Consider the following 23,831-nt stretch of genomic DNA (forward strand, 5'->3'; position numbering starts at 1 on the left):
GAGGGGGTGATCCTCCCCCCCTCCGCATTCTCCAGCACCAGCGGCTCCCCCACCTCTATCACCGCCATACACGAGTTCGTCGTCCCTAAATCAATGCCTAATACCTTGGCCATAATATCTTTCCTCCTATCCTTAATCATCCACCTTCAGTCTATTTGAAGTACCGGCTACCTTTACAACAGCCGGACGTATCACCCTGTTGTGCATCATATAGCCGTTTTGTAGCACAGCAATAACCTTTCCCTCCTCATGCTCATCTGTCTCCTCATAGATGATGGCCTCGTGAAACCTGGGATCGAAAGTTTGACCCAAGGCCTCAATCTTAGTCAATCCCTCTTCTTCTAGAATCTTCCGCAATTTACGCTCAATCAGGAAGATGCCTTGAACCCAATGCAGCCCGGCGAGCTGAGCCGACACTGTCTCAACGGCGCGCTCTAAATCGTCGAGGACGGGCAGGATTCTTAGGATGAGCATAGCGTTAGCAAACTTACGCTGCTCTTCCTTTTCCTGCTCCGCTCGACGCTTATAATTGATGAAGTCCGCCTGTATACGTTGCATATCTCTTAAGTATTCGTCAGCTCTCTTCCTTTCCTCCACAAGCTGGTTCGACAGCCTGGTTAGAGCGTCCTCGCTTTCGGCGGCAGGCGGCGCGCCGACCTCCACTTGGGACCCTTCTGTCTGCTCGTTTTCGAATTCATGTTCCTTCGTCATGTCTCTATGCTCCTTAAATCTAGGCCTTATCCTTCATGGAAATATTATAATACTTGAGCCAATATTTGTCAAGTTTACTAATTAATATTTAGGAGATATTCTATCAAAAAATAACATATGCATCGGGCGGATAGTAACTTGCAGAGCGCGAGTCCAGGTGGTAGAGGCGGGCAACCTGGTACGGCAGCGGTTGATCCTGAACCTGTCCGCTACTTATGTGACAGTCAGCCTTGGCTTAAGCCAGTGGGAAGAGGCGCTTCCCACCGTCTCGGGGAAGGTCGGTCGCATAAGATAGCCAGAGATTCCTGAGCGCATCGTCTCTGCCTAGTATGTGGAGACATTCATCTCCTCCATACGTCCGGTTACGGTGAAGACCACCCGCTCGCAGATATTGGTCACGCGATCAGCGATGCGTTCCAGATTGTGGGCCACCCAGAGTAGATGAGTAGCCCTACTGATTGTCCGAGGATCCTGCAGCATATAGGTTAGTAGCTCCCGGTAAACCTGATTATAGAGAGCATCTACCTCATCATCCTCGCTGCTGATCTGCTTGGCTGCCTCCACATCTCTGTTCAGAAAAGCATCCAGACTGCGGCGCAGCATCTGGCGCGCCTTCTCGGACATGCGAGGGATATCGATCAACGGCTTGAGTAGCGGTTCATCACCCATCATGACCACGATCTTGCCGATGCCCTCGGCGTGGTCGGCCATCCGCTCCAATTCGACGATGATGTTCATCACTGCGGCGATGACTCTTAAGTCGGTAGCCATCGGCTGCTGGGTAGCGATAAGGAGAAGGCAATTTTCCTCGATCTCGAAGCGCTTCTTATTTATTTCGGCATCATCTTTAATGACCTGCTTGGCCATCTCCACATCGCGCCTCTTGAGGGCTTCAACTGACCGATCGATAGCCTTATCCACCATGCTGCCCAGCACGAGGAGGTCATCCTGAAGACCCTGTAATTGTCGCTCAAATGCTTCTCTCGGCATAGCTATCCCTCCTGAATCAGCCGATCCGGCCGGTGATATAGGCTTCGGTACGCCTATCCCTCGGAGCGGTGAATATTTGTCTTGTCTCACCGTATTCGACCATCTCTCCAGCGCGATCAGTGTCCATCATAAATACTCCGGTGTAGTCTGAAACACGAGCGGCTTGCTGCATGTTGTGCGTTACGATGACCACTGTGTAATCTTTGCTGAGCTCGTGCATCAGCTCCTCGATCTTGAGGGTAGCGATGGGGTCAAGGGCTGAACAAGGCTCATCCATCAAAATTGCTTCTGGTTCCACGGCCAGCACCCTGGCGATGCATAATCGTTGTTGCTGTCCTCCGGAGAGGATGAGGGCCGACTTGTGCAATTTATCCTTGACTTCATCCCAGAGGGCAGCCCGTCTCAAGCTTCTTTCGACGATATCCACTAACTCCCCAGGTCGGTGGTGACCATGCATGCGGGGACCGAAGGCCACGTTATCGAAGACGGATTTAGGGAAGGGGTTCGGCCGCTGGAAAACCATACCTACCCTTTTACGCACGGCCACCATATCCACACGAGGATCATAGATGTCCTGCCCATCAAGCCACACCTCTCCCTCGATCTTAATCCCGGGGATAATATCATTCATACGGTTAAGCGTCCTCAGGAAAGTGGACTTGCCACACCCTGATGGACCGATAACGGCTGTAATGCGTCGTTCCCAAATGGGCAGATTGATATCCTTAAGGGCTTGAAAATACCCATAATAGAAATCGAGGCTCTTTACCTCCATCTTTTTCTTAAGAGATTTATTACCTTCTCTAGGAGCTGTCAGTACTCCCTGAAAGGACCTATTCAACTGCATTCGATTCGTCCTCTTCTCCGTCGTAAAGATTATCAGGCTGCTGTAATCCGTTTATAGGCATAACGTCCCAGAAACCTGGCCAGGAGGGTGAAGGTGAGCAGAGCGATCACTAGTATAGCCGCTGAGCCATCGGCGATGCGCTCTTTATCGGATACCAGGGCTTCGGAGTTGATGTACCAGATATGTACAGCTAAGGTTTCTCCTGGCCGAAATGGGTTGGGGTCCAAGGGACGGCCTGGCATTACACTGGCGGTGTAGATGAGCGCGGCTGCCTCCCCGAAAGCTCGCCCTGCGGTAAGGATGGCCCCAGTGACCAGCCCCGGCAGGGCTGATGGCAAAAGCACCTCCCGAATAGTCTGCCACTGGGTGGTTCCCAAGGCCAAGCTCCCCTCCTTCAAGAAGACTGGCACACTCTTAATGGCCTCCTCGCTCACCCGCACCATTACCGGTAAGTTTAGAAGGGCGAGGGCCAACGCCCCTCCCATCAGGGTGAACCCCCAGCCAGTGAGATTGACGAAGACCAGCAGTCCGAACAGCCCAATGATGATGGAGGGCATGCTGGCCAATGCCTCAGTGCAGAAACGGATGGTTTCAGTCAACCAGCCCGTTCCGGCGTACTCGGCCATATAGAGTCCGGCTCCTAAACCGATGGGTACGGTGATAAGCATAGACAGAACCACCAAATAAATGGAATTGAATAGCTGTGGTCCTACACCACCTCCGGCGCTTATCTCGCTGGAGGGGGCCGTCAAGAAATGCCAGGACAATACTGGTATTCCCTGCCAGAGGATATAACCTATGAGCCAGAGCAAGATGCCCATAATGACCACGGCTACCAGGTATAACCCGATCGTCGCCAGGCGATCAATAGTGCGTGCACTCATTATACCATTATCCTCCGGACGAACAGTCTGATCGTCAGGATCAAGAGGAAAGAGATGAGTAATAATAACAGGGCCATAGACCACAGGGCGTCGCTCCAGACGGAGCCGGGCACGGCATTGCCCATATCCATGGTGATGATGCTGGTCAGCGTGGAAGCCGGCTCGAAGATAGAATGAGGCAGACGGGGAGAGTTGCCGATAACCATCTGCACGGCCAACGCCTCACCGATAGCCCGTCCTATCCCCAGGATGATGGCCGTCAGGATGCCAGGCAGGGCGGCTGGAACGAGTACATGCCAAATCATTTGCCAGCGGGTAGCACCTATGGCCAGACTCGCCTCCTTTAAAGCGATGGGTAATCTACGGAGGCTATCAGTAGCAATGCTTGTAACGGTGGGCAGGATCATCACCGCCAGTACCAGTCCTCCTGCAAGCAGGCTGAAGCCAACGCCTCCGAAGTGCTGGCGGATGAGTGGTACCAAGACGGTGAGTCCGATCCAACCATAAACCACTGAAGGGATGCCTACAAAGAGCTCGATAGCTGGTTGCAGGAGGCGGGTGCCCCAGCCGGGGGCTATCTCCGTCATAAAGATGGCCGCCCCCACGCTCAGAGGTGTGGCCATAAGAATGGCCAGGGCCGTGACGCTCATGGAACCGAAGATGAAGACGAAGGCACCGACCACATCGTGGTCCGGTCGCCAATCACTGCTGGCGAGAAAGGTCAAGGGACTGGCCCTACCCATGACGAAAATGGCCAGTCCATTAGAGCCGATAAAGTAGAACAGGGCGATGATGATGAGGATAAGCAACAAGGCGCAGAGCGTAAATAGAACCTGGCTGACAGCCGCGCTGGTTCGACGTTCGAGTCTGAATAGGCTGGCAGCCGTGCCCTGTTCTCCTTTTTCCCTAGTGGCTATACCTTTGTTCACTAGACCAATCCTATGTTCACTCTCATTCTGACCTTTGTACCTTCATATCCACTATAGGGATGTACTTGAGCTTGGGGACGATCCCTCGTTGTACCTCCTCGGAGAGGATGTAGTCCAGGAAAGCCTTGGTTGCTCCTTTCGGTTCGCCTTTAGTATACATATGCTCGTAGGACCAGATGGGGTACTTACCGCTGGTGATGTTCGCGGCGTTCGCCTCCACCCCATCGAACTTCAGGGGCTTGACTGAGCTGTCCAGATAAGCCAGTCCATCAACGCTGATGGCCCCTGGGGTCTGGGCCACGGCCTGTTTAACCGCTCCTGACGAGTCTTGCGTGAGGGCGATGCCTGAAGCCTCCTCTTTGCCATTGAGCGCTTCTTTCTTGAAGACGGCCCGCGTGCCTGAGGCCATGGGGCGTAGAACGAGCACGATCTTTTGGTCAGGGCCGCCTACCTCTTTCCAATTGGTAATCTTGCCGGTGAATACGTCTACTACCTGCTGGCGTGTGAGGTTATCCACCGTGAGTCCCGGGTGGACGATCGTAACGAAACCGACTACACATACCTTGTGATCTACTAACTCCTTGGGATCAATATCCCTGCTGGCTGTGGCAGGAACATCGGAATCGCCGATATCTACCGCTCCACTGGCCACCTGGGTGAGGCCAGTGAAACTACCTCCACCACTTACGTTAACGTTTACCCCTGGATATTTTTGCATAAAGCGCTCAGCCGCCTCTTTTGCGAGAGGCAGTAGAGCCGTTGAGCCGGCCGCGGTGACGCGACCAGAGAGTTTTTCCCCTGTTGGTTGTGTCTGGGGTCCACACCCGCCGGCTATGAGGAGTAGTCCGATGACGGTCAGTCCGACAATGGCAGCTGTTAGTGACTTAAATTTCATTGTTTTCCTCCTTTAGGATACATCATTTTGATCTCAGCCACAATCACTGTAGCACACCGTTGTTAACGCTTGTTTAAGTCTGGGTTAAAGCTCTGTAAACATTTTGTACGGTCATTGCTAGAAATATTCGGTCATTTAGAGACTTGCGCTCTTTAGCTGTCTGGCGAACTGCTCTGGGAGTCCATGCTCCTTGATGGCCATAGCCACGACATCGACGGCGTACAGAACCCGCCTGAATTCCGCCTCGATTCCTGAGGCGGAGAGCTCCAGGAGGACGTAGCCTGCCCGCGTATCGCCGTCCTTGGGCTTACCCACGCTACCAGCATTGATGAAAAGGACCCGACCCACCTGTTTCTGGTAAGGCAGATGGGTGTGGCCGAAAAGGAGAACATCAGCCTGCGCGCTCTGGGCTATTCGCTCCAGGGTGGCTTGGGGTCGATCAGCGTAGACATATTCGTTCAGTTTACGGGGGCTACCGTGGACGAGGAGGAAGCTTTTCCCTTCAGCCTCAAGGCGGATCTCCTTTGGCAAGCTGCGCAGGTAGGACTTATTCTTCTCAGTGGTATGAACCTTCGTCCACTCCAGGGAGATCCTGCCCAGCCGTTCCAACTCTGGGTCTCGGTAGACGCAGCCACAGTCAGCGCGCTCAAAACCGACCCCGTCATCATAGTTTCCCAGGATGGTAGGGATATCCTCCTGGCGAAGGAAGCCTATCACTTCGTTGGGGAAGGGTGCATAGCCTACCAAATCTCCCAGGCAAAATATCTTAGCAGGCTTCTCCCTGGTTATAGCGGCCAGGACCGCCTCGAGAGCATAGATATTGGCGTGGATGTCGCTAAAGATGGCGATTTTCATCGTGCACCCCCTTTCTTTTTAGAGATAGCATAGCATAAATGAATTAACATCTATTTTAAGAATCATCAATAGAAAGTAAAATTTCCTTTAACGTTTGATTAAAGCGGGGGCTCTAAGGACAGGGGCGAGACGCTGCCAAGGTCAGCACGCCTTAAGTGACCTTGACTTCCTCTCCGTGGTGGCTTAAGATAATGGCAATACTACGAACATCTCCCCTTTCGTCCTTAAGACACGAAGGGGTTTTTGTTATCGCTCACTGAGGGGAGGATGTCCTATGATAGGGCAGGCAGCAGCGGCCGAAACGGAAATGCCTAAGGTTTATAACCACCGCCTGGTGGAGGAGAGGCTTTATGAGTTTTGGGAAAAGAGCGGCTACTTTACGCCGCAGATTGACTGGACGAAGAAGCCGTTCACCATTGTCATTCCTCCTCCAAATGTAACGGGCGAGCTCCACCATGGTCACGCTATGTTCATATCCTTCCAGGATTTGATGATTCGCTGGCGCCGAATGCAGGGATATCCCACACTCTGGCTACCTGGCGTCGATCACGCCGGAATTGCGACGCAGAACGTGGTCGAAGCGGAGCTAGCTAAGGAGGGATTGACCCGGCAAGATTTGGGTCGCGAGAGGTTTGTAGAGCAGGTATGGCAATGGAAGGAGAGGTACGGGAACATAATCACCCATCAACTGCGCCGTCTGGGTGCCTCCTGCGACTGGACGCGGGAGCGTTTTACTCTCGATGAGGGGCTTTCACGCGCCGTACGTGAAGCCTTCGTCCGCCTCTACAACAAAGGACTTATTTATAGAGGGAAATATATCATCAACTGGTGTCCACGCTGCGGGACGACCCTCTCTGACCTAGAGGTAGAGCACACTGAGAGGAGTGGTAACCTTTACTTTGTGCGCTATCCCCTGAGCGATGCCAGCGGCGGAGGGGAGGGGTATATAACCGTAGCGACTACTCGTCCCGAGACGATCCTTGGGGATACAGCGGTGGCCGTAAATCCGCAGGACCAGCGCTATGCCTCACTGATTGGTCGCTCGGCCATCCTTCCCATCGTTGGCCGTGTTATCCCCATCATCGCCGATGCCGCGGTGGAGCCGAACTTTGGTACGGGGGCAGTAAAGGTGACCCCAGCCCACGACCCGACCGACTATGAGATCGGCCTTAGGCACCATCTACCGGCGGTCAATGTGATGAACCCGGATGCGACAATGAATGAAAATGCCGGCAGGTATGCCAGACTTGATCGCTATGCCTGTCGGGAGGCGATCCTGGACGACCTGCAATCAGAGGGGTTCCTGGTTAAGGTCGAGGACTATACCTACGCTGTTGGCCGTTGCTACCGTTGTCGTACGGTCATTGAGCCCCTCATCTCAGAGCAATGGTTCGTGCGCATTAAGCCCCTGGCTGAACCAGCCATCAAGGTTGTGCAAGAGGGACGCATTCGTTTTATTCCGGAGCGATTCAGTAAGATCTATTTCAATTGGATGGAGAACATTCGCGATTGGTGTATCTCACGACAGCTCTGGTGGGGGCACCGTATCCCGGTTTGGTACTGCCAGGATTGTGGACAGATCAATGTCAGCACCGAGACGCCGAAGTCGTGTTCTCGTTGTGAGGGCGAATCTTTAGTTCAGGACGCGGATGTCCTTGATACCTGGTTCAGCTCGGCGCTCTGGCCCTTCAGTACACTTGGCTGGCCTGATGATACGGAGGATCTACGTTACTTCTATCCCACAGATGTTATGGAAACCGGCTATGACATCATCTTCTTCTGGGTAGCGCGGATGATAATGATGGGGCTGGAGTGCACAGGGGAGATACCCTTCCGGGATGTCTACATTCATGGCCTGTTGCGTGATGAAAAGGGGGAGAAGATGAGCAAGTCCAAGGGGAATGTAGCTGATCCCCTGGATGTGATCAACAGGTACGGGGCCGATGCCCTGCGTTTCAGCATCATCACCGGTAGTAGCCCGGGTAATGATATGAAGCTCTCTCCAGAGAAGCTGGAAGCCGCTCGCAACTTTGCCAATAAGATCTGGAATGCGGCCCGCTTTGTGGTTAGCACAAGCCCAGTGGGCAATTATGACCAGGTAAAATCACCCTCAGTTGGCCAGGAGTTAGCCGATCGCTGGATTCTCAGTCGCAGCAATTACGTGATCGCTGAGGCAACTCGTCTGATGGGGGAATATCAATTTGGTGAGGCTGGACGTCTGCTTAATGAATTCTTCTGGGGCGAGTTCTGCGATTGGTACATCGAGATCTCCAAGATTAGGCTCTATGGTACCGATGCCGTTGAGAGACGGATGGCCCAGAGCGTGCTGGGCAGTGTATTAGACACAGCCCTCCGTTTGCTTCATCCCTTCATGCCTTTTGTCACGGAGGCGATATGGCAACATCTGCCCCAGCGGAGTGATAGCCTGATGGTCTCTCCCTGGCCACAGCCAGGGGAGCGTGACCTGGAGGCGGAAAGGAAAATGGCCGTAATCATCAGTGTTGTGCGAGCGATTCGAAACGCCAGGGCTGAGTTCCAGATTGAGCCAGCACGCTATATCCCGGCTATCCTCGTAGCCGCTGAACAGCAGGGGCTGTTGACAGAGCAAAGTAAGATCATTACCAGTCTGGCTAGGGTCCGACCCCTTCAGGTAGCGCTGCTGTTACATGAAAGGCCGCAGAATAGCTTGCGCCTGCTAGCCGGAGGGGTGGAGATTTACCTGCCGGTGGAGGGCGTAATTGACCTGGCCGAGGAATGGCGGCGCCTAGAAAGGGAAAAAGAGACGGTCCAACAAGGGATAGCTCGCCTTGAAGAACGCTTAGCCAACGAGGATTTCCGAACGAGAGCGCCGGCCGACGTTGTCGAGAAGGAACAGGTCAAGCTGGATACCCAACGGGAGAAACTAATCAAGTTGCAGGGATGGCTGACCACCCTGGCCGAACAATAAGCCTGTTTATGAAATACCATGTCTGGACCATCGGTTGTCAAATGAATAAGGCCGACTCCGAGCGCATGGCCGCGGCCCTCGAGGAGCTTGGCCTGGAACCGATAGCGGAAATAGAGAGGGCTGATGTCATTGTATTGAACTCCTGTTGTGTTCGCCAGAGCGCTGAAGAGCGTGTCTGGAGTAAGTTAGGATCGCTTAAACCGCTCAAGCGGAAACATCCGCAGAAGATTATTGCTCTGATGGGCTGCGTAGTGGGGCCGGATATAAGCGATCTGCGGCGGAGGTGGCCAGATGTAGATGTCTTTCTGCGTCCCTCTGCGGTCGAGCCGCTTGTGGAAATCGTGCGTGACCGTCTACCCTCTAAGTCTCCAGAACCTCTGGCAAAAGCTCACCTTGCCCCGTTGCCGCTCCCCTGGGCTCCAGAACAGTGTCCTGAGGCCAGCTTGCAATATCCCACAGTGAGCCGCGCCACGCCGTCTGCGGTAGGCCGGCCAACCCGCTGGGTAGCGGTCATCTATGGTTGCGACAAATTTTGCACTTATTGTATCGTTCCTTATCGGCGAGGACGAGAACGGAGTCGGCCACCAGCGGAGATCATAGACGAAGTAAAAAAGATGGTGGCGGAGAGGGCGCGTGAGGTTACTCTGCTGGGGCAGAATGTTGATAGCTATGGGCATGACCTGCCTGGAAAGACGGACCTGGCCGACCTCCTGGCGAACCTGAATGGAATAGAGGGGCTTTGGCGCATCCGTTTTTTGACCTCGCACCCGAAGGATATGACCGCTAAGCTCATTCAGGCGATGGCCATCCTGCCCAAGGTGTGCGAACACCTTAACCTGCCTGTCCAGAGCGGTGATGACCGCATCCTCAGAGCTATGGGACGTGGCTACACGGTGGCCATGTACCGTGAGCTGGTCGCCCGTATCGGAGAGGCCATCCCTGGTATCAGCCTATCCACCGATGTCATCGTCGGTTTCCCCACGGAGAGCGAGGAGGAGTTTCAAAATACCTACAACCTGCTCCAGGAGCTACGCTTCGACGTTGTGCACGTGGCCATGTACTCGCCCCGTCCAGGCACGAAAGCAGCCAAGATGCCCGACGATGTGCCCAAAGTGGTGAAGAAGGCACGCTTAGCGGCGGTGGAGGAGTTACAGGAGAGGATCGCTGCGGAGCGGAATGCGGCCCTGCTTGGCCAGGTTGTGGAAGTTCTGGTAGAGGGAAGGGAAAAGGGCAAATGGCAGGGCCGCACTCGGACGAACAAGCTTGTTTTCTTCCAGGATGAGCGTGACTGGCTTGGTCAGATGGCTATGGTGCGGGTAGAGAAGACGAGCGCCTGGTCTCTTCAGGGATCAGTAGCTGTAAACAATGCGCACCCTGGCCGTAATGGTTAATTCCCCAGGTAGAATCGGAGTACCGCCCATCCCCTCAGCACCCTTAGCATAAGGGAGAGGCATTGGCCCACCCCCGTACTCCTCGGTCACTGATTGCACGTCCTTTATCTTCACCCCCAAGGCTGAGGCGATGGCTTCGGCCTTTGGCCTGGCTGCCTTCACCGCCGCCTCCAGAGCAGCCTGTCTCAGCTTACTATCATCCTTAATAGCAAAGCGGACGTTGCCGCCAGTATTTGCCCCGGCCCCTATAGCGGCATCGAACACCTCTCCAGCCTTACTCACATCATGGACGGTCACCATAACATTGTTAGTGACCGTGTAGCCGGAGACGGTACCGGGCTTCTCCATGACCGGGTAGATGTTGATCCCGCTGGTCTGGAGATCCTTTTTCGTGAGTCCCAGCTGTTCCAGTTTAGCCAGAACATTTTTCATTGCTGAGGCATTCTCCCTTTGGGCTTCCTGAGCAGTCGCTGCCCTCGTTTGAACACCGACGGTGACATAGGCGATGTCTGGCGCGGCCTTGACCGAACCATCGCCCCAGACGGTGATGCCACTGGGGGTCAGCGTCTGGGCCGCAGCGGTTGAGCGGATCTCCCATCTTGGAGCGAATGTGACGGCGGCAGCGATGATGATGGCCGCCACTGCGATCACAATGGCGAAGAGGTTAGTTTTCATTAGACATCCTCCTTAAGTGAGTTTCTTAATGTAGACGCTGCGTACTAGGAAAAGGTTCCCTGTTTCAGCGGTTGGGGAGGAAAGGAAGGATGAGCTTGTTTGGTCCGCCGGAGGCGGGACCAACGCTTACCTCATCAATAAGCGCTTGAGTGCCGGCCCCGGCGCTGAGCATAAACCGTACCTTGATTGTTTTCCCCTTATAGGCGTCAAGAGCGAAGTATTTATGACGCCACACCTCGCCCGTCGCTTCGGCGTCTGATTCTACCGAGGTTGAGCCAGATTCTACTTTGATGGTGAGCCTATCGGTAGGGCTCACTGATTGCAACTTATAGACGAACGAGAGAGTGGGCTCAAAGATGGAGGCCGGTATGGCTACCTCCCTGGTCAGTTCTCCGGAGTTGGTCAGGCGGGCGGCATAGTTACCGGTGTGTCCTGAGGCGAGGTCCACACTCGTCGTCTTATACCACTTGCTCCCACTCGCCTCAAAGTCCCAGTCCTCCCCGAGGAGGTTAGTGCTTGGTGGTAGATTGAAGTCAACAGTGGTTGAGCTGGAGCTGGCCGTGAAGTTACGCATCTCCGGGAGCCGACCGAAGCCTGCATCCTCTACGAGCAAGGTGTAATTGGCTGCGGTCAGATTGGGGAGCTCATAATGTCCAGCCCTATCTGTTGTAGCCGAAACGCTGCTTCCTGAAGCAGCGACGGCGCTGACCTTAGCCCCCCATATCGGCACATCTCGATTATCTCTCACCGTTCCTGAGATAGTAACAAATGGAGCCACCGTTATGGAAATGGTGCCCCGGTTATTGTCGGTCCATCCAATCCCTTCGCGGGCTATCCCCGCCCAATAATTGGTCGTCTTGGTGTTGACCAGCCGAATGTAGCCCGTTACCGTCGTGCTAGCGCCGGGAGCTAGGGTCCCTCCCAAACCCCAACGGTAGGGGTGGTTTTTGGCCCGCGGGTCACGATCTCCGTAGTCAACACCAACCCTGATACGGGCAAATTCTGGATTGGAGAAGATCTCCCCTTCCTCATAGACGTACCCCGGCGGTGGCCCTTGAGTTTCTAAGGGAAGGCTGCCATTATTCCTTACTGTTACATTCACCTTGAGAAGCTGCCCAGAGGGCACAGTCACTGGCTCAAAGCTAGCGGAGGTGATCTCAGCGGAGATAGGGGCCTGGGCTACGCGCTGATAGACCTGTCGGCGAAAGGTTGGTAACAATGCATATAGACTGCTGCCCGGACACGTCGTCCCCCCAGGCTGGGTAGGGGGCATGGCGTCGCGATGTCCCATGATGTTGGGCAGCAATTTATCTACAAAAAAGTCACTCAGACCTGGATTGATGGCCCGTTGGTAGCACTTCCAGGACATCAGGTTTATCAGGCTGTTCTGTGCTGCCTGCGTGGGCTCAACGCTGGTGAAAGTACCCAGGAGGCCTACGCCCAGGCTCCCCCAGTTATATTTCAAGGCGTGTCCGCCGACGACGTCGTCCCCCCCAGCCCTTCCTTCGTAGACATAGCCATCAGGATCAATCAAGTAGTTGTAACCAATATCACCCCAACCTTGAGTTATGGTGTGGTAATACCAAATGGCTCTAACCCTCGCTGCCCAATCGGTATCACTGTTGGCATTGGTCGTATGATGGATGATGATCTTGCTCACGGTGCGATATTCAGGTGGCCAATCGGGGCTGCCTTCACCATCCGGTGAGCCCCAGGCCGTACGGGGGATGACAGGCGGCTTATCAAGGTTTTGGCTCTGGGCCGTGAGCTGCTTGGCCGTTATGCGACTGGCCTGCACTGCCTGTTCTCGCGTAGGTCCTCGGCTCGCATCGATGAAAACGAAGGTCAGTGATTTGAGGGCAGGCTTCGCTTCAGAACCAGTGGAGCTTGCCTGCAGGCCCACCCGGGCTTGCGCATAGGTGTGCAAGTCCTTACCGTCGACGGCCAGCAGGGCGCTAGAGAGCTCGCCGTTTGGCCCGGGGGGTAGATCTTCGTCGGGTTCCACTGCACGCCATTCACTCCAGGTGACGCCATCTTTGCTGGTGCGCAGTTCGATGACCACTTGAGCATTGGTCGGAAGATCGCCTGTCCAACGTACGCCCACATCGCTGAAGGGAAACGGAGCGGCCACCGGACCAGAGGTGAAGCTGCCTTCGCTGGAACCATCGACCAGGGCGAGGAGAGAGGAGCCAGCCTGATTGGGGTCGGGTGCAGCATGCAGTCCTTCCAGGGTGCCTGCCTGGAGATCTGGCGCTTTCAGGGTGACTGCCTCACCCTTTACCGTTCCTCGTTGGACAATACGACTTAGGAGGGCTGGCCCAGGGGTTTGTGCGCCACGGCCGGGACGCCCTTCCAATCCGCTGGCCAGATAGGCAATGAGCAGCAGGGATATAAGGATGGTCAAAATCCATCCTCTCATATTGCCAAACCCCTTACCAGGTTGTGGGATCGAATGGTGGGATGGACCAAACATTTGGTGTCCGGGAATATCCAGTTAATAGTTAACCAATGGCCGTCTTAGAGTGGTGTTGGATCCCTGGCCTATGGTCAGTTGGCAGTCTCAGGTAAGATGAGCACCAGCTACTCCTTGCCGCTGTGACTGAATGGTACCATCTTTCAGCAGCAAAAGCAATCACCATTTTGGGGCAGGGGACCGTTAACGGGTGGGAAGGTCAAAAACGAGGTGGTTGAAATGGTTGGTGTTTTCTTTACACCAGAGGCCTGGGGGAAGGACTTAAGCGCTATCTACTGGGATGGCTCCTCGGGGGTTATCGCCTCCTTGGGGATGAGACCTGAAGAATAAGGTTCATCGCTATTCCGGCGTTGATTCTAAGTTGAGCGCTATCCCAATACATATATCTTGCAGAACCGCCAAATTCGATAAGGGTTGTGTTGATCACACCCGCCACATCCAGCTTCGCCCTCGGATCCGTCGTCCCAATGCCGACGTTGCCACGATATCCTAAAACCAACTGCCCGTTGTTGAACTGTCTGAAGAGGATATTGTCCGCCGTATCCCTAATGATCACGTTACCACCATCATTCCCTATTTTCAGGTCGAGATCCTCACCAGTCCCTGAGCCTCCTATAATATCCCACTGCCCAACAAGCTTGATGTTGCCTGCAACCTCTAATCTCTGACCTGGATCCACCACCCCAATGCCCACGTTGCCGGCAGCAAACACCACGGGACTCCCCTGGATCCTGAGCGGCTTGTAGGCGGAGACTCCATAATCGTAGGCCTCCAGATAGAAGCCATCGGCAGCAGCATAATAGAAAAGCTCCAGCCCCTTTCCACTCGCAGGCGTAATCCTCCCTGCACTGCCAATCCGTAGGTTCTGAGATAGGTCCAGCTGGACCCCTGGCTCCACCGCCGGGTCTATCCCAATTCCAACCTTGGCCCCGAAGGTGACATTACCCAGGCTCGCCGGAAAAATGTTGCAGCTACACTCGGGCATGCTGACCTCCTTTACTTATTCCCCTCTGGGGTAAGTGGGGTCAGGCTCAGCAGGAAACGCTCGTCGTTCAAAGAGGTGATGTCAACCAATTGGGGGACGTATATCCGCAGCGCTTTGACGAGGTTGGCTTTGGTCACCACTAAGCCGGTCGCGATCAACGGCTCGATGGCTGGACCCACCGGCAGCCCCTGAGGGGTTGTTCCCTTGCTTGGAGCTGCTACCGCTTCCCTCTGATAGGCATCTTGCGCCATCACACCCTCCTTTCCGCAGCTTGCTTTCTGCGGAATAGCGAAATCGCTTCGGGCAAGCCCGTTTGTCAGGGGTCTTATCGCTCTGTTGTCAACATTATATCACTCCCCCCATTTGTCAAGCACAGAGGGAGATACCGAGCATTAGCTTTGAGAAGGCCAGGAAAGAGGGGAAACAGCCTGTTCAGGCCTTTTGCATTACCCAAGCCATATACCTCACCTAAAGATGTCTTCTGCTTGCGGGAGAGAAGGATGGTCAATGGCTATCGGAGGATTTCCCTATTCAACCATGAGATAGCCGTGCCCCATGTGCCCCTCCGGGAGGAGGTTGAGATTCACCTTGTTCCTGAGGTGGAACGAGGTCTAATCGAGGTTCGCATATGGTGGGAAAACCGGATGGTACAATCTGTCACTTACCCGCTAAAGGAGTTCCCTAGAGCCCACTTTTGAATCGTTAAGGAGTCCACTTTTCAAAAATTCCTAACAGGGCGAAAACGAGGCTAAAAGCAGGTTAGAAGCAAAGAGGAAAGCAAGCATTATTGGACATTAGTGCTCCTTTTGTCTAAGAACCGGTGAGCGCCTAATGGGGTTCCGGTCCGTGACGCTCAAAAGGGTGGAGGTACGAACTGAATCTACAGCCCCATCGTATTGGGTCCCCGGAGAGGGAGACGACCCCGCTCTTGCCTCTGGTGGGTCTTTTGCCAAGCCTCGCCACGTCGCTCGAAGACGCAGCGGTAATGGTTCCCGAAGATGTCGTTATACCACAGGGTGAGTTGAAAACCATCTCCTATCAGGAAGCCTTCCTGGGGGCCTATCGTGCTCCATAGTTTTTCAGTTTCCCTTGGCTCTAAGTACGTGATGAGCGTGTGCGCCCGAGGCTGCGGGGGCCCGTCTGAGACTCGAACTACTAAGTCGACCTCCCACTGCAGCTGCAAGGCGGAACCGCTCCCGATGTTCCTGAGGGCGACCGGTTTCTGTTGTCCGACCGGGGCATTCCTCGGATACAGCCAGTTGCCGTCGGGGAGGGGCATGGGCATAACCAACTTTCTCATCTGGTCGTTCTGTTGCCGAAGGGAGAGGAAGGCGACGACGGCGAGCAGGAATGTCACGCCCACCAGCGCCCCTTGTATCCAGTCCGTGATAGCCATCTCTGGCCTCCTTCCATGGTATAGATGCTAGCAGTTTTCACCCCCTTAATCGCCTGCTTTAGGGCCATTTTCGCCCCCAAAGAATGTATGACATTATGGTCGATTGGCTGGTCGGGAGCCTTCTTCACGAGCGCGATAAATATCTGCAATCAAGGCGTCTGTATCAATATCCGCCCAACTGCCGGCTGTCTGAGCCAGGGCCTTGCGCACTTTTTCCGGGTCATAGCCGGCCCAGATATCTTCTTTTTCCTCCTCCCGATTGAGGCGGTAACGCTCACCGTCTTTTTCTAGAATAAGCGGCGCAAGTGCAGCTTGCTCCAAAAGCCGAGCTAGTTCGCTCCCCGGTGTGACATGGATTTTCTTCAATTCTCTCGCCATCCTTTTCGCCCCCTTCTTGGGGTCAAGGAGAGTATACCAGAGGGGAGAAAACTAGTCAAGCAGACAATGGGCAATGGGAGGAGTACATAAGCTTTTTAGACAGCCTTTGGAAGAGTATAATTAGAGGGCATACTACGTCGTACGCCGCTGGTTACCAGGGGAAGGGAGAGTAGCCGTGCTGTCAGAGATGGATTTGCTAGCCATTATAAGGGGCCGACGATCGGTGCGATGCTATGCACAACGACCGGTTGAGGCAACATTGCTGGAAGAGCTCCTGGAGGCTGCCCGCTGGTCCCCATCGCCGCATAACGCCCAACCCTGGCGATTTGTGGTCATCAGCAAACGGGAGCAGCGGCTTCGCCTGGCCAGGGCCATGGCTGCCGAGTGGCAACGGGATATGGAAAGAGATGGACTGTTGGAGAAGGTGATCGAATTCCGCATGGCCGCCTCCTGTAGGCGTCTCGAGGAGGCCCCTGTGCTTATCCTCGTCTGCCTGAGTAGCGAGAACCTGGACGTCTATCCCGACGCCGCTCGCCAGGAGGCGGAGATGATGATGGCTGTTCAGAGCATTGGGGCAGCTATCCAGAACATGTTACTGATGGCTCATCAGCGCGGCCTGGCCGCATGCTGGCTGTGTGCTCCTCTCTTTTGTCCTGATGTCATTCGGCGGGTCCTGGATATTCCGAATGATCTCCGGCCCCAGGCGCTGCTCACATTGGGCTACGCCGCCGAGAGTCCGCAGGCTCCTGAGCGGTGTCCTCTTCATTCCCTGGTCTACTATCGCTAAAAGGATTATGATGCGCCATCATTGTAAGGAGCGCCTATGATCGTTGCCCTAGCTGGGGGCGTGGGTGGAGCCAAACTGATCTACGGACTGGCAGCCTGCACCACGCCCGAAAACCTTACCTGCATCGTTAATACAGCCGATGATTTAGAGATTTGTGGGCTATACGTCTCTCCAGACCTTGACACGATAATGTATACTTTGGCTGGATTGGCTAACCCTTCAACGGGCTGGGGTATAAGGGAGGATACCTTCAACGCCCTTTCCATGCTCAGAACCTATGGACAGGAAACCTGGTTCGCTCTAGGTGATAGGGACATCGCTACTCACCTGTTGCGTACACAGATGCTAAGAACAGGCAAAAGCCTTACCGAGGCGACTCAGTTTCTGGCTCAATCGCTGCACGTTCAAGCGACACTCCTACCTATGAGCGATCAGCGCGTAGCCACACTCGTCCAAACGGACGATGGCTGGCTCGACTTCCAAGATTACTTTGTCCGTCGCAGGGGGCAGGACGAGGTCCGCGGCATACGGTTTCAAGGCATAGACGAGGCGAGGCTCTCGGACCAAGCTGCGCAAGCCCTGGAAAGAGCCAGATTGATCGTTCTCTGTCCCTCTAATCCCATTGTCAGCATCGGACCTATTTTGGCCCTCGCGGGGGTTAGGGGTATGCTTAAGCGCTCCGCTGCCCGAAAAGTGGCTGTGAGCCCCATCATCGGTGGACAGGCCATCCGTGGTCCAGCAGCCAGGATGCTGAAGGGTCTTGGCCTGGAGGTTTCAGCCTACGGGGTAGCGCAGCTCTACGCTGATTTTCTGACTGGCTTCGTTCTGGATGAGGTGGACAGCGCGCAGGAGGGGCGTATCCGCTCTTTGGAGCTGGAGGTTCTGGTTACTGATACCGTGATGAGAGACGATATGGACAGGATAAGCTTAGCCAGGAAGATCCTGAGGTGGAGCGGTTAAGGTGGTGGTATGGGCTATTGTTCCGGTGAAAAGGCTTCGGCAGGGAAAGCGAAGGCTGGCGCCAGCCCTCGGTCCGCGCCAAAGAGAAATTCTGACCCTGAGCATGCTGGACCGTGTGTTGAGAGCGCTGGCCACCTCCGAAGAGATCGATGGTAAAGTGGTTATCGCTCAGGATCAGGCGGTGCTCTCCCTAGCGGCTGAGTTGGGAGCGGCTGTGCTTCTTGATCATGGTTGTGATCTCAACAGGGCCCTCGATCAAGCAAGACAGTGGTGTATGGAGCAAGGGGCTAAGGCTGTGCTCGTCCTGCCCTGCGATGTGCCCCTTGTCACCGCTGAGGATATTGACAGGATCGTCCGATTCTCCCATGAGGAGCGAGTGATGGTCATCGCCCCCTCATTGCGGGGGGATGGCACGAACGCCCTCTTTCTGCGCCCGCCTGGGGCCATACCATATCGTTATGGACGGGGGAGTTTTGCCACCCATCGCCAACTGGCTATGAGCAGGGGTCTGGCGGTGTATATTTACCATTCGGACAGATTAGCCCTGGATATTGACCTGCCCGAAGACCTATCCAGATTGCGGTCCCTTTGGCCGAAACCTGAGGTTGCCTCGGCTGGACTGGCAGGGATAGCCGGTGGTGAAGAGGCTGAGATGTCAGGCAGATCGGGCATCTTGTAGGTGATGATATGGAACCAGTAACATTGATTCCCCTGGAGGGGATGCCTCACATCCAAAAAGGCGCTGATCTGACACGTCTCGTTTACGAAGCGGCCGAGCGGTCCGGTTACGGGCTCAACGAGGGTGACATCGTGGTAATTGCCCAAAAGGTTGTCTCCAAGTCTGAAGGAAGGCTGGTCGATCTCAACGGTGTCCAACCTTCGGCGAGGGCTTCGGACTTAGCCGCGGCGACGGGGAAGGAAGCCCGCCTCGTTGAGCTCATCCTCCAGGAGTCCGCTGAGGTGTTGAGGGCACGTGATGGGGTACTCATCGTCGAGCAGCGGCTGGGCTTTGTCTGTGCCAATGCTGGCATTGACCGCTCTAATATCCCTCAGGGGGACGGTATTGTGGTCGGCCTGTTGCCTCACGATCCAGATGCTTCGGCCAGAAGGATTCGCCGCCGGATTAGGGACCTCTGCGGGCGAGATGTGGCGGTGATCATCAACGATACCCATGGCCGAGCCTTTCGGGAGGGGGCAGTCGGCGTGGCTATCGGAATCTCTGGAATGGTGGCTCTCCTGGACAGGAGAGGACACCGTGATCTCTATGGCTATGAGTTGCGCAGCACTATCGTGGCCATGGCCGATGAGATAGCCGCGGCTGCTTCCATGTTGATGGGACAAAGCGACGAAGGGATTCCGGCCGTGATCGTGCGCGGTTTAATTTATCCGCGGGGAGAAGGGTCGGCCCGGGAGCTCCTGCGCCCTAAAGAAAAAGATTTATTCCGCTAAAGGAGGAAAAAGACTATGCCTGTGCTGATCGTCGAGATGTGGGAGGGTCGTACAGTGGAGCAGAAACGGAGGCTGGTAGAGGCGTTGACTAAGACTGTGGGGGATGTTCTTGGTGTGCCGAACGAGGCTACCTCCATCATAATCCACGAGGTTTCCAAGCAAAACTGGGGCTTGGGCGGGAGCCTGGCGGCTGATAAGTAGGATTAGGCCCTCATCCCCCCTACCCCCTTCTCCCGTCCTTCTCCGAAGGACGGGAGAAGGGGGAAATAAAGGTACAGAAATGCTGCACCGAACATCAGGGACAGTACTTATGGTGATGCTCTTATTTCTGAGCGGAATGGTGGCTGCCTGTTCGACCATGCCCTCTAGTACGCGCGCTGTCCCGCCGATGCCAGCTTCGACCACGCCGACTCCGACCAGACCTAAAAATAATGACCGTGAAATATTGGCGCTGACATCCATCCGCATGATCAACGAGACAACAGGGTGGGCGTTGACCGATAGATCCATCTTGCAGACCACCGATGGCGGAATCAGATGGATGGACGTTACACCGCGGGACATTCGCATCCCAGTCCCCGCACTGGGAACTGCCTCCTTAGTTAGCGAATATTTCCTTAACGCCAACATTGGATGGGTGGCTGTGCGCGGCAACGGCGGCTCGACCAGCACCCTCCTCCACACCGTCGATGGAGGCAGGGCCTGGGATAAATTCGCCATCTCGATCGTTGGTGGGCAGTTTGACTTTGTCGACCCCCAAAATGGCTGGGTCATGACGAGTTCCGGCGTCGCCCTGGGATCATCACCGGTCGAGATATATCAGACTACAGATGGCGGGAAGATGTGGACCAGAGTGTCGAGCACAGGCGCGGGCACCAATAAGCCTGGTAGCCTGCCCTTTGGTGGCATCAAAAACGGGATCCGTTTTCGAGATAGCTCAACCGGCTGGGCTACGGGCTTCGTACCTTCTATGGGTGAAGCCTGGTTGTATGTAACGAGGGATGGTGGTCGTACCTGGCAACATCAGAATCTGACGATTCCGCCCACTCATCAATCCACCCAACTCTCGATCAAACCACCAATGTTCTTCACTGCCAGAGATGGCCTCCTCCCGGTAACATTTAATAATCGAGATGGGACAGTTACCGTTTTTTATGTCACACACGATGGAGGAGAGACCTGGGGTGCCACAACGTCCATCCAGTCCGCGGTCATCTATGATTTTGTTGATCTCAACCACGGCTGGGCTACCGATGAGCCTTATCGCAAGGGCGGGGGTAAACTCTACGAAACACGCGACGGCGGACGGAGTTGGACAGCGATCACCCCCAATGTGAGTCTGGAGCATGTGACGAAACTCAACTTTGTCAGCCACCAGGTGGGCTGGGCCTTTGGCTATACTCAATCTGGCCCGTTTCTGCTTAAAACAACCGATGGAGGACGCACATGGGTGCGCATCATCCCCCGTTTGGTTTCGGGTACTCCCTGAAATTGAGCCAAAGACCCCAACAAACCAGCGGGGTTGCCGGGGTCCTGCTTCATCTGGATGCTTAACAACGACCGGATTTCCGACCTCGCCATCGGCATTGGATGGCAAATCAGCCACCCCCGGCTGGGGGGACGAGTTCAAGCACATCTCCGCTTTGCAGCAGGGGGTTATCGAGAGGGTTGAGAACCTGGCCATTTAAGCCGACGAGGATATTCCCTTTTATAGCACCGGTGGTTATGTCGATAGCCACGCCGAGCTCGGTATGGCGGCAGACAGCGGCCCTAAGGGCGCTGCTCAAATCGCTGCCTGGGGATAACTCCAGTATCTCCCGGTCAAGGCCGACGAGGTTGCGGAAGAAGCCGCGATAGACCAGAACCAGTCGTATCAAAGTCCGAGCTCTTCTAGCTTTATAGACTGAGGTAGGCCATGCGGCGACCAGCCTCGAAGGTGATAATACTCCTGCAACATCTGGTCCAAATCGATGGTGAAAGTCCTTGTCTCAGAAGTGTCTGAAACGATGGCTGGCTCAGTGAGGAGGCGGGCCGGGAGGCGATCGGTGGCTGAGGATAATCCTTCCCTGAGGTTGAACAATCGCTCCAGATTGATGATGCGCTCCCCGGCTTTGAGTAATTCCTCGGTAGTATAAGGAAAACCGAGGGCGGTCAGCCCCTGGGCCACGTCCTCTGGGTAAAGGGCATGGCTGCGTGTAGAGGCAAACTTGCAGATGCCAGTGGCATCTGCTATAGCATTGTAATGTTCGCCGTACACGACCATATGAGCCTTATACTTCTCTGAATCCGTCTGCATTATTTCGGGCAGGAAGGCAGGGAAGAGCCTTTTGGCGGTTTCGAGCAATCCCGCCTGATCAATGGTGGGCAATGCGTAGAGGTGATCGCCTCCCCTATTGGAGGTGACGTGCGCCAGGCCGAAGCCCTTCCCAACGCGTCCATCTTGACCGGGGAGCTCCAGCCCCTTGACATGCATAGCATACCTCTCTGCCCCACGCCCGATCCTTTCCGCAGCTCCTTTCACCCCCAGAGCTAACAGGTCACCGATTCCCTGTCTTAAAGCTATTCTCTCTATAAGTCCGATGATTGTATTGGTATCACCCCATTCCAGACTGAGCGTATCATCAGCAAGGAGGCCGTGTTCGTGACACTCCATGGCGAAGGCAATAACGCCACCGGCAGAGATGGTGTCCAATCCATATTGATTGCAGAGCAGGTTAGCATAAATGATCGCTTCGAGATCAGCATTGAAACAGAGAGGGCCCAGGGCATCGATCGTCTCAAACTCCGGCCCCTCCAGTTCGCAGGCGAACCGCCCCCCGGCCACTTTGGAAAGGCGAGCGCACTTGATCGGGCAGGCAAAACACCCTCGCTTGCCTCTGACGTAAGTGGCCAGGGCTTGGGCGTCCACCCTGGAGACTCCTGAAAATTGTACCAGTTGGCGATTCTTGGTAGGCAGGTCTCCCCGCTTGTTCTTTGGTTCGACCAACGAGGCCGTTCCCCATTGTTGGAGGATGCGCGATCCAAGATTATCCACAACCTGTCTCATGGCTTCCTTTGCGAGGTGCCGAAAGAGGGGAGGATACTCCTCGCGTTGACTTGTTTGGACAACGATGGCCTTGAGCCTTTTGGAACCCATCACCGCGCCAACACCGCAGCGGGCAGCAGCGCGGTGGTATTCGTTGATGATGGCCGCGAAATGGACCAGGTGCTCTCCGGCTGGGCCGATGCTGACCACGCGTGAGCCTGGGTGACGCTGGTGCAACGTGGCTTCGGTCTCAGTCGTGGTCTTGCCCCAGAGGTCCTCAGCAGGCCAGAGCTCTATCTTGTTATCGTCGACCGCCAGGTAGAGGGGCGATGGTGCACAGCCCTGGATGATCAGGGCGTCGTATCCAGCGTGGCGAAGGGCTGGGCCAAAGAAACCGCCGGAGTTGGCGTAACCATAGGCAGCGGTGAGGGGAGATTTAGTGGTGACGTGGTAGCGGGAGGAGGCCGGCCATGGGGTACCGGTAAGAGGACCGCTGGAGAAGATCAAGAGGTTATCTGGATGAAAAGGGGCGATGGTGGGCGGGAGGACATCGTAAAGCAGCTTTGCCGCGTAGCCTCGCCCCCCAATAAAACGGTGCCAGATCGAAGCATCAGAGGGATAAATGCTCACCTTGGCCCGGCTAAGGTCGACATCAGCGGTCTTCCTCGGCATAAAGGTACTCTCACCTTGTTCTGGGTGTGCGTGCATTATAGATTCGATCTGCCAGGATAGTCAAGGATGATTTGGCACAGGGAATCCTTGACATTTCAGCTGAAATTTATTATTATATAAATTGATGTGTCCCAAGTACCTGACTCTAAAGGACTTAGCAGCAGGTGCCCTGTGTGGGGCAGGAGAGATAGGCAGATTCTTAGGCTGCCTTGGTGAGCTGTCTGGTCAGGGGAAAGGTTACTTGGGATAAGTTTTGGCCACGTTGAACTCTTTTAATATCGTGGCCCAGTGAGGCTACTTATTAATGATACGAATGTACTGCTCGATCCCCCTCTAATTGGGGGTCGTTGTCTTTATATAATATGCGTTTATCTAAGAGGAGAGGCCAGTGATAGATAGCAAGAGCGAAGAGAGATCGCAGGGCGATCCGGTTTTGGAAGGTAAGGATCCTGATCTGACTGATGCCCTGCTGGAATCAGGATTTCACGTTGTTGACTTAGTTGAGACTAACCCGCTAGCTTCGGCTGAGGCCCCTCGCGTCGGCGAGGTGCTGGTTCCGAGGGAACCACTCATTCCTTCCGG

24 protein-coding genes are annotated in these 23,831 nt (G+C 54.9%); 8 read left to right on the plus strand and 16 right to left on the minus strand.

From position 1 onward, the window contains the following. The 8 genes from M1136_01840 to M1136_01875 form a co-directional block, all read right to left on the minus strand. On the minus strand, positions 1 to 113 hold a 113-nt coding region (locus M1136_01840), incomplete at its 3' end, for an Hsp70 family protein (protein MCL5074381.1). Positions 114 to 132: 19 nt separating this feature from the next. Further along, a complete protein-coding gene (gene grpE / locus M1136_01845; protein ID MCL5074382.1) occupies positions 133 to 711 on the minus strand; it encodes a nucleotide exchange factor GrpE in 579 nt (192 codons plus the stop codon). 324 nt (positions 712 to 1,035) lie between these two features. After that, complete coding sequence (phoU, locus tag M1136_01850; protein ID MCL5074383.1) at positions 1,036 to 1,701, minus strand: phosphate signaling complex protein PhoU; 666 nt, start codon at positions 1,699 to 1,701, stop codon at positions 1,036 to 1,038. A 16-nt stretch (positions 1,702 to 1,717) separates the two neighbouring features. Beyond that, entirely contained in the window at positions 1,718 to 2,476 is a 759-nt protein-coding gene (pstB, locus tag M1136_01855) for a phosphate ABC transporter ATP-binding protein PstB (GenBank protein MCL5074384.1), read from the minus strand. A 104-nt stretch (positions 2,477 to 2,580) separates the two neighbouring features. After that, the gene (pstA, locus tag M1136_01860) at positions 2,581 to 3,432 is read right to left on the minus strand and encodes a phosphate ABC transporter permease PstA (protein ID MCL5074385.1); all 852 of its coding nucleotides are present in this window, start codon (positions 3,430 to 3,432) and stop codon (positions 2,581 to 2,583) included. Continuing rightward, positions 3,432 to 4,361, minus strand: coding sequence for a phosphate ABC transporter permease subunit PstC (gene pstC, locus M1136_01865; protein ID MCL5074386.1), 930 nt, complete (start codon positions 4,359 to 4,361; stop codon positions 3,432 to 3,434). The genes pstA and pstC overlap by 1 nt, the downstream gene beginning before the upstream one ends. A 22-nt stretch (positions 4,362 to 4,383) precedes the next feature. Further along, on the minus strand, positions 4,384 to 5,256 hold the full coding sequence (locus M1136_01870; GenBank protein ID MCL5074387.1) for a phosphate ABC transporter substrate-binding protein: 873 nt from the start codon (positions 5,254 to 5,256) through the stop codon (positions 4,384 to 4,386). 135 nt (positions 5,257 to 5,391) lie between these two features. After that, positions 5,392 to 6,111 (minus strand): metallophosphatase family protein, encoded by a 720-nt coding sequence (locus tag M1136_01875; GenBank protein ID MCL5074388.1) that lies wholly within the window; start codon positions 6,109 to 6,111, stop codon positions 5,392 to 5,394. 274 nt (positions 6,112 to 6,385) lie between these two features. Between M1136_01875 and M1136_01880 the strand changes: the two genes are divergently transcribed. Both M1136_01880 and miaB read left to right on the plus strand, forming a co-directional pair. Further along, the gene (locus M1136_01880) at positions 6,386 to 9,058 is read left to right on the plus strand and encodes a valine--tRNA ligase (GenBank protein ID MCL5074389.1); all 2,673 of its coding nucleotides are present in this window, start codon (positions 6,386 to 6,388) and stop codon (positions 9,056 to 9,058) included. Between the two features lie 8 nt (positions 9,059 to 9,066). Further along, entirely contained in the window at positions 9,067 to 10,449 is a 1,383-nt protein-coding gene (gene miaB, locus M1136_01885; GenBank protein ID MCL5074390.1) for a tRNA (N6-isopentenyl adenosine(37)-C2)-methylthiotransferase MiaB, read from the plus strand. Here the strand turns inward: miaB and M1136_01890 are convergent. The 6 genes from M1136_01890 to M1136_01915 all read right to left on the minus strand — a co-directional run bounded on the left by M1136_01890 (position 10,408) and on the right by M1136_01915 (position 16,356). Then, a complete protein-coding gene (locus tag M1136_01890; GenBank protein ID MCL5074391.1) occupies positions 10,408 to 11,124 on the minus strand; it encodes an SIMPL domain-containing protein in 717 nt (238 codons plus the stop codon). The genes miaB and M1136_01890 overlap by 42 nt on opposite strands. A 64-nt stretch (positions 11,125 to 11,188) precedes the next feature. Then, a complete protein-coding gene (locus M1136_01895) occupies positions 11,189 to 13,543 on the minus strand; it encodes an N-acetylmuramoyl-L-alanine amidase (GenBank protein MCL5074392.1) in 2,355 nt (784 codons plus the stop codon). Between the two features lie 349 nt (positions 13,544 to 13,892). After that, complete coding sequence (locus tag M1136_01900; GenBank protein MCL5074393.1) at positions 13,893 to 14,582, minus strand: hypothetical protein; 690 nt, start codon at positions 14,580 to 14,582, stop codon at positions 13,893 to 13,895. A gap of 11 nt (positions 14,583 to 14,593) precedes the next feature. Next, positions 14,594 to 14,833 carry a hypothetical protein gene (locus tag M1136_01905; protein MCL5074394.1) on the minus strand — a complete coding sequence of 80 codons (240 nt, stop codon included), beginning with the start codon at positions 14,831 to 14,833 and terminating at the stop codon, positions 14,594 to 14,596. A gap of 629 nt (positions 14,834 to 15,462) precedes the next feature. After that, positions 15,463 to 15,978 (minus strand): hypothetical protein, encoded by a 516-nt coding sequence (locus M1136_01910; GenBank protein ID MCL5074395.1) that lies wholly within the window; start codon positions 15,976 to 15,978, stop codon positions 15,463 to 15,465. A 93-nt stretch (positions 15,979 to 16,071) separates the two neighbouring features. Next, positions 16,072 to 16,356 (minus strand): hypothetical protein, encoded by a 285-nt coding sequence (locus M1136_01915; GenBank protein ID MCL5074396.1) that lies wholly within the window; start codon positions 16,354 to 16,356, stop codon positions 16,072 to 16,074. A gap of 175 nt (positions 16,357 to 16,531) precedes the next feature. On the opposite strand from M1136_01915, the gene M1136_01920 reads away from it, so the two are divergent. From M1136_01920 to M1136_01945, 6 genes are all read left to right on the plus strand, one after another. Then, positions 16,532 to 17,143, plus strand: a complete 612-nt coding sequence (locus M1136_01920) for a nitroreductase family protein (GenBank protein ID MCL5074397.1) — start codon at positions 16,532 to 16,534, stop codon at positions 17,141 to 17,143. A 36-nt stretch (positions 17,144 to 17,179) separates the two neighbouring features. Further along, a complete protein-coding gene (cofD, locus tag M1136_01925) occupies positions 17,180 to 18,103 on the plus strand; it encodes a 2-phospho-L-lactate transferase (GenBank protein ID MCL5074398.1) in 924 nt (307 codons plus the stop codon). A 1-nt stretch (position 18,104) separates the two neighbouring features. Beyond that, complete coding sequence (cofC, locus tag M1136_01930; protein ID MCL5074399.1) at positions 18,105 to 18,782, plus strand: 2-phospho-L-lactate guanylyltransferase; 678 nt, start codon at positions 18,105 to 18,107, stop codon at positions 18,780 to 18,782. 8 nt (positions 18,783 to 18,790) lie between these two features. Then, positions 18,791 to 19,552, plus strand: coding sequence for a coenzyme F420-0:L-glutamate ligase (gene cofE / locus M1136_01935; GenBank protein ID MCL5074400.1), 762 nt, complete (start codon positions 18,791 to 18,793; stop codon positions 19,550 to 19,552). Positions 19,553 to 19,567: 15 nt separating this feature from the next. Then, complete coding sequence (locus tag M1136_01940) at positions 19,568 to 19,753, plus strand: 2-hydroxymuconate tautomerase family protein (GenBank protein MCL5074401.1); 186 nt, start codon at positions 19,568 to 19,570, stop codon at positions 19,751 to 19,753. A 79-nt stretch (positions 19,754 to 19,832) separates the two neighbouring features. Continuing rightward, a complete protein-coding gene (locus tag M1136_01945; protein MCL5074402.1) occupies positions 19,833 to 21,041 on the plus strand; it encodes a YCF48-related protein in 1,209 nt (402 codons plus the stop codon). Between the two features lie 109 nt (positions 21,042 to 21,150). Here the strand turns inward: M1136_01945 and M1136_01950 are convergent, their stop codons facing one another. Together M1136_01950 and M1136_01955 are read right to left on the minus strand one after the other, a co-directional pair. Then, complete coding sequence (locus M1136_01950) at positions 21,151 to 21,429, minus strand: MoaD/ThiS family protein (protein MCL5074403.1); 279 nt, start codon at positions 21,427 to 21,429, stop codon at positions 21,151 to 21,153. Continuing rightward, the gene (locus M1136_01955; protein ID MCL5074404.1) at positions 21,426 to 23,249 is read right to left on the minus strand and encodes an aldehyde ferredoxin oxidoreductase family protein; all 1,824 of its coding nucleotides are present in this window, start codon (positions 23,247 to 23,249) and stop codon (positions 21,426 to 21,428) included. Before M1136_01955 ends, M1136_01950 begins: the two co-directional genes overlap by 4 nt. Between the last annotated feature and the right edge of the window lie 582 nt (positions 23,250 to 23,831).

This window comes from Chloroflexota bacterium (genome assembly GCA_023475225.1).
In the GTDB taxonomy this organism is placed as follows: domain Bacteria; phylum Chloroflexota; class UBA6077; order FW602-bin22; family JAMCVK01; genus JAMCVK01.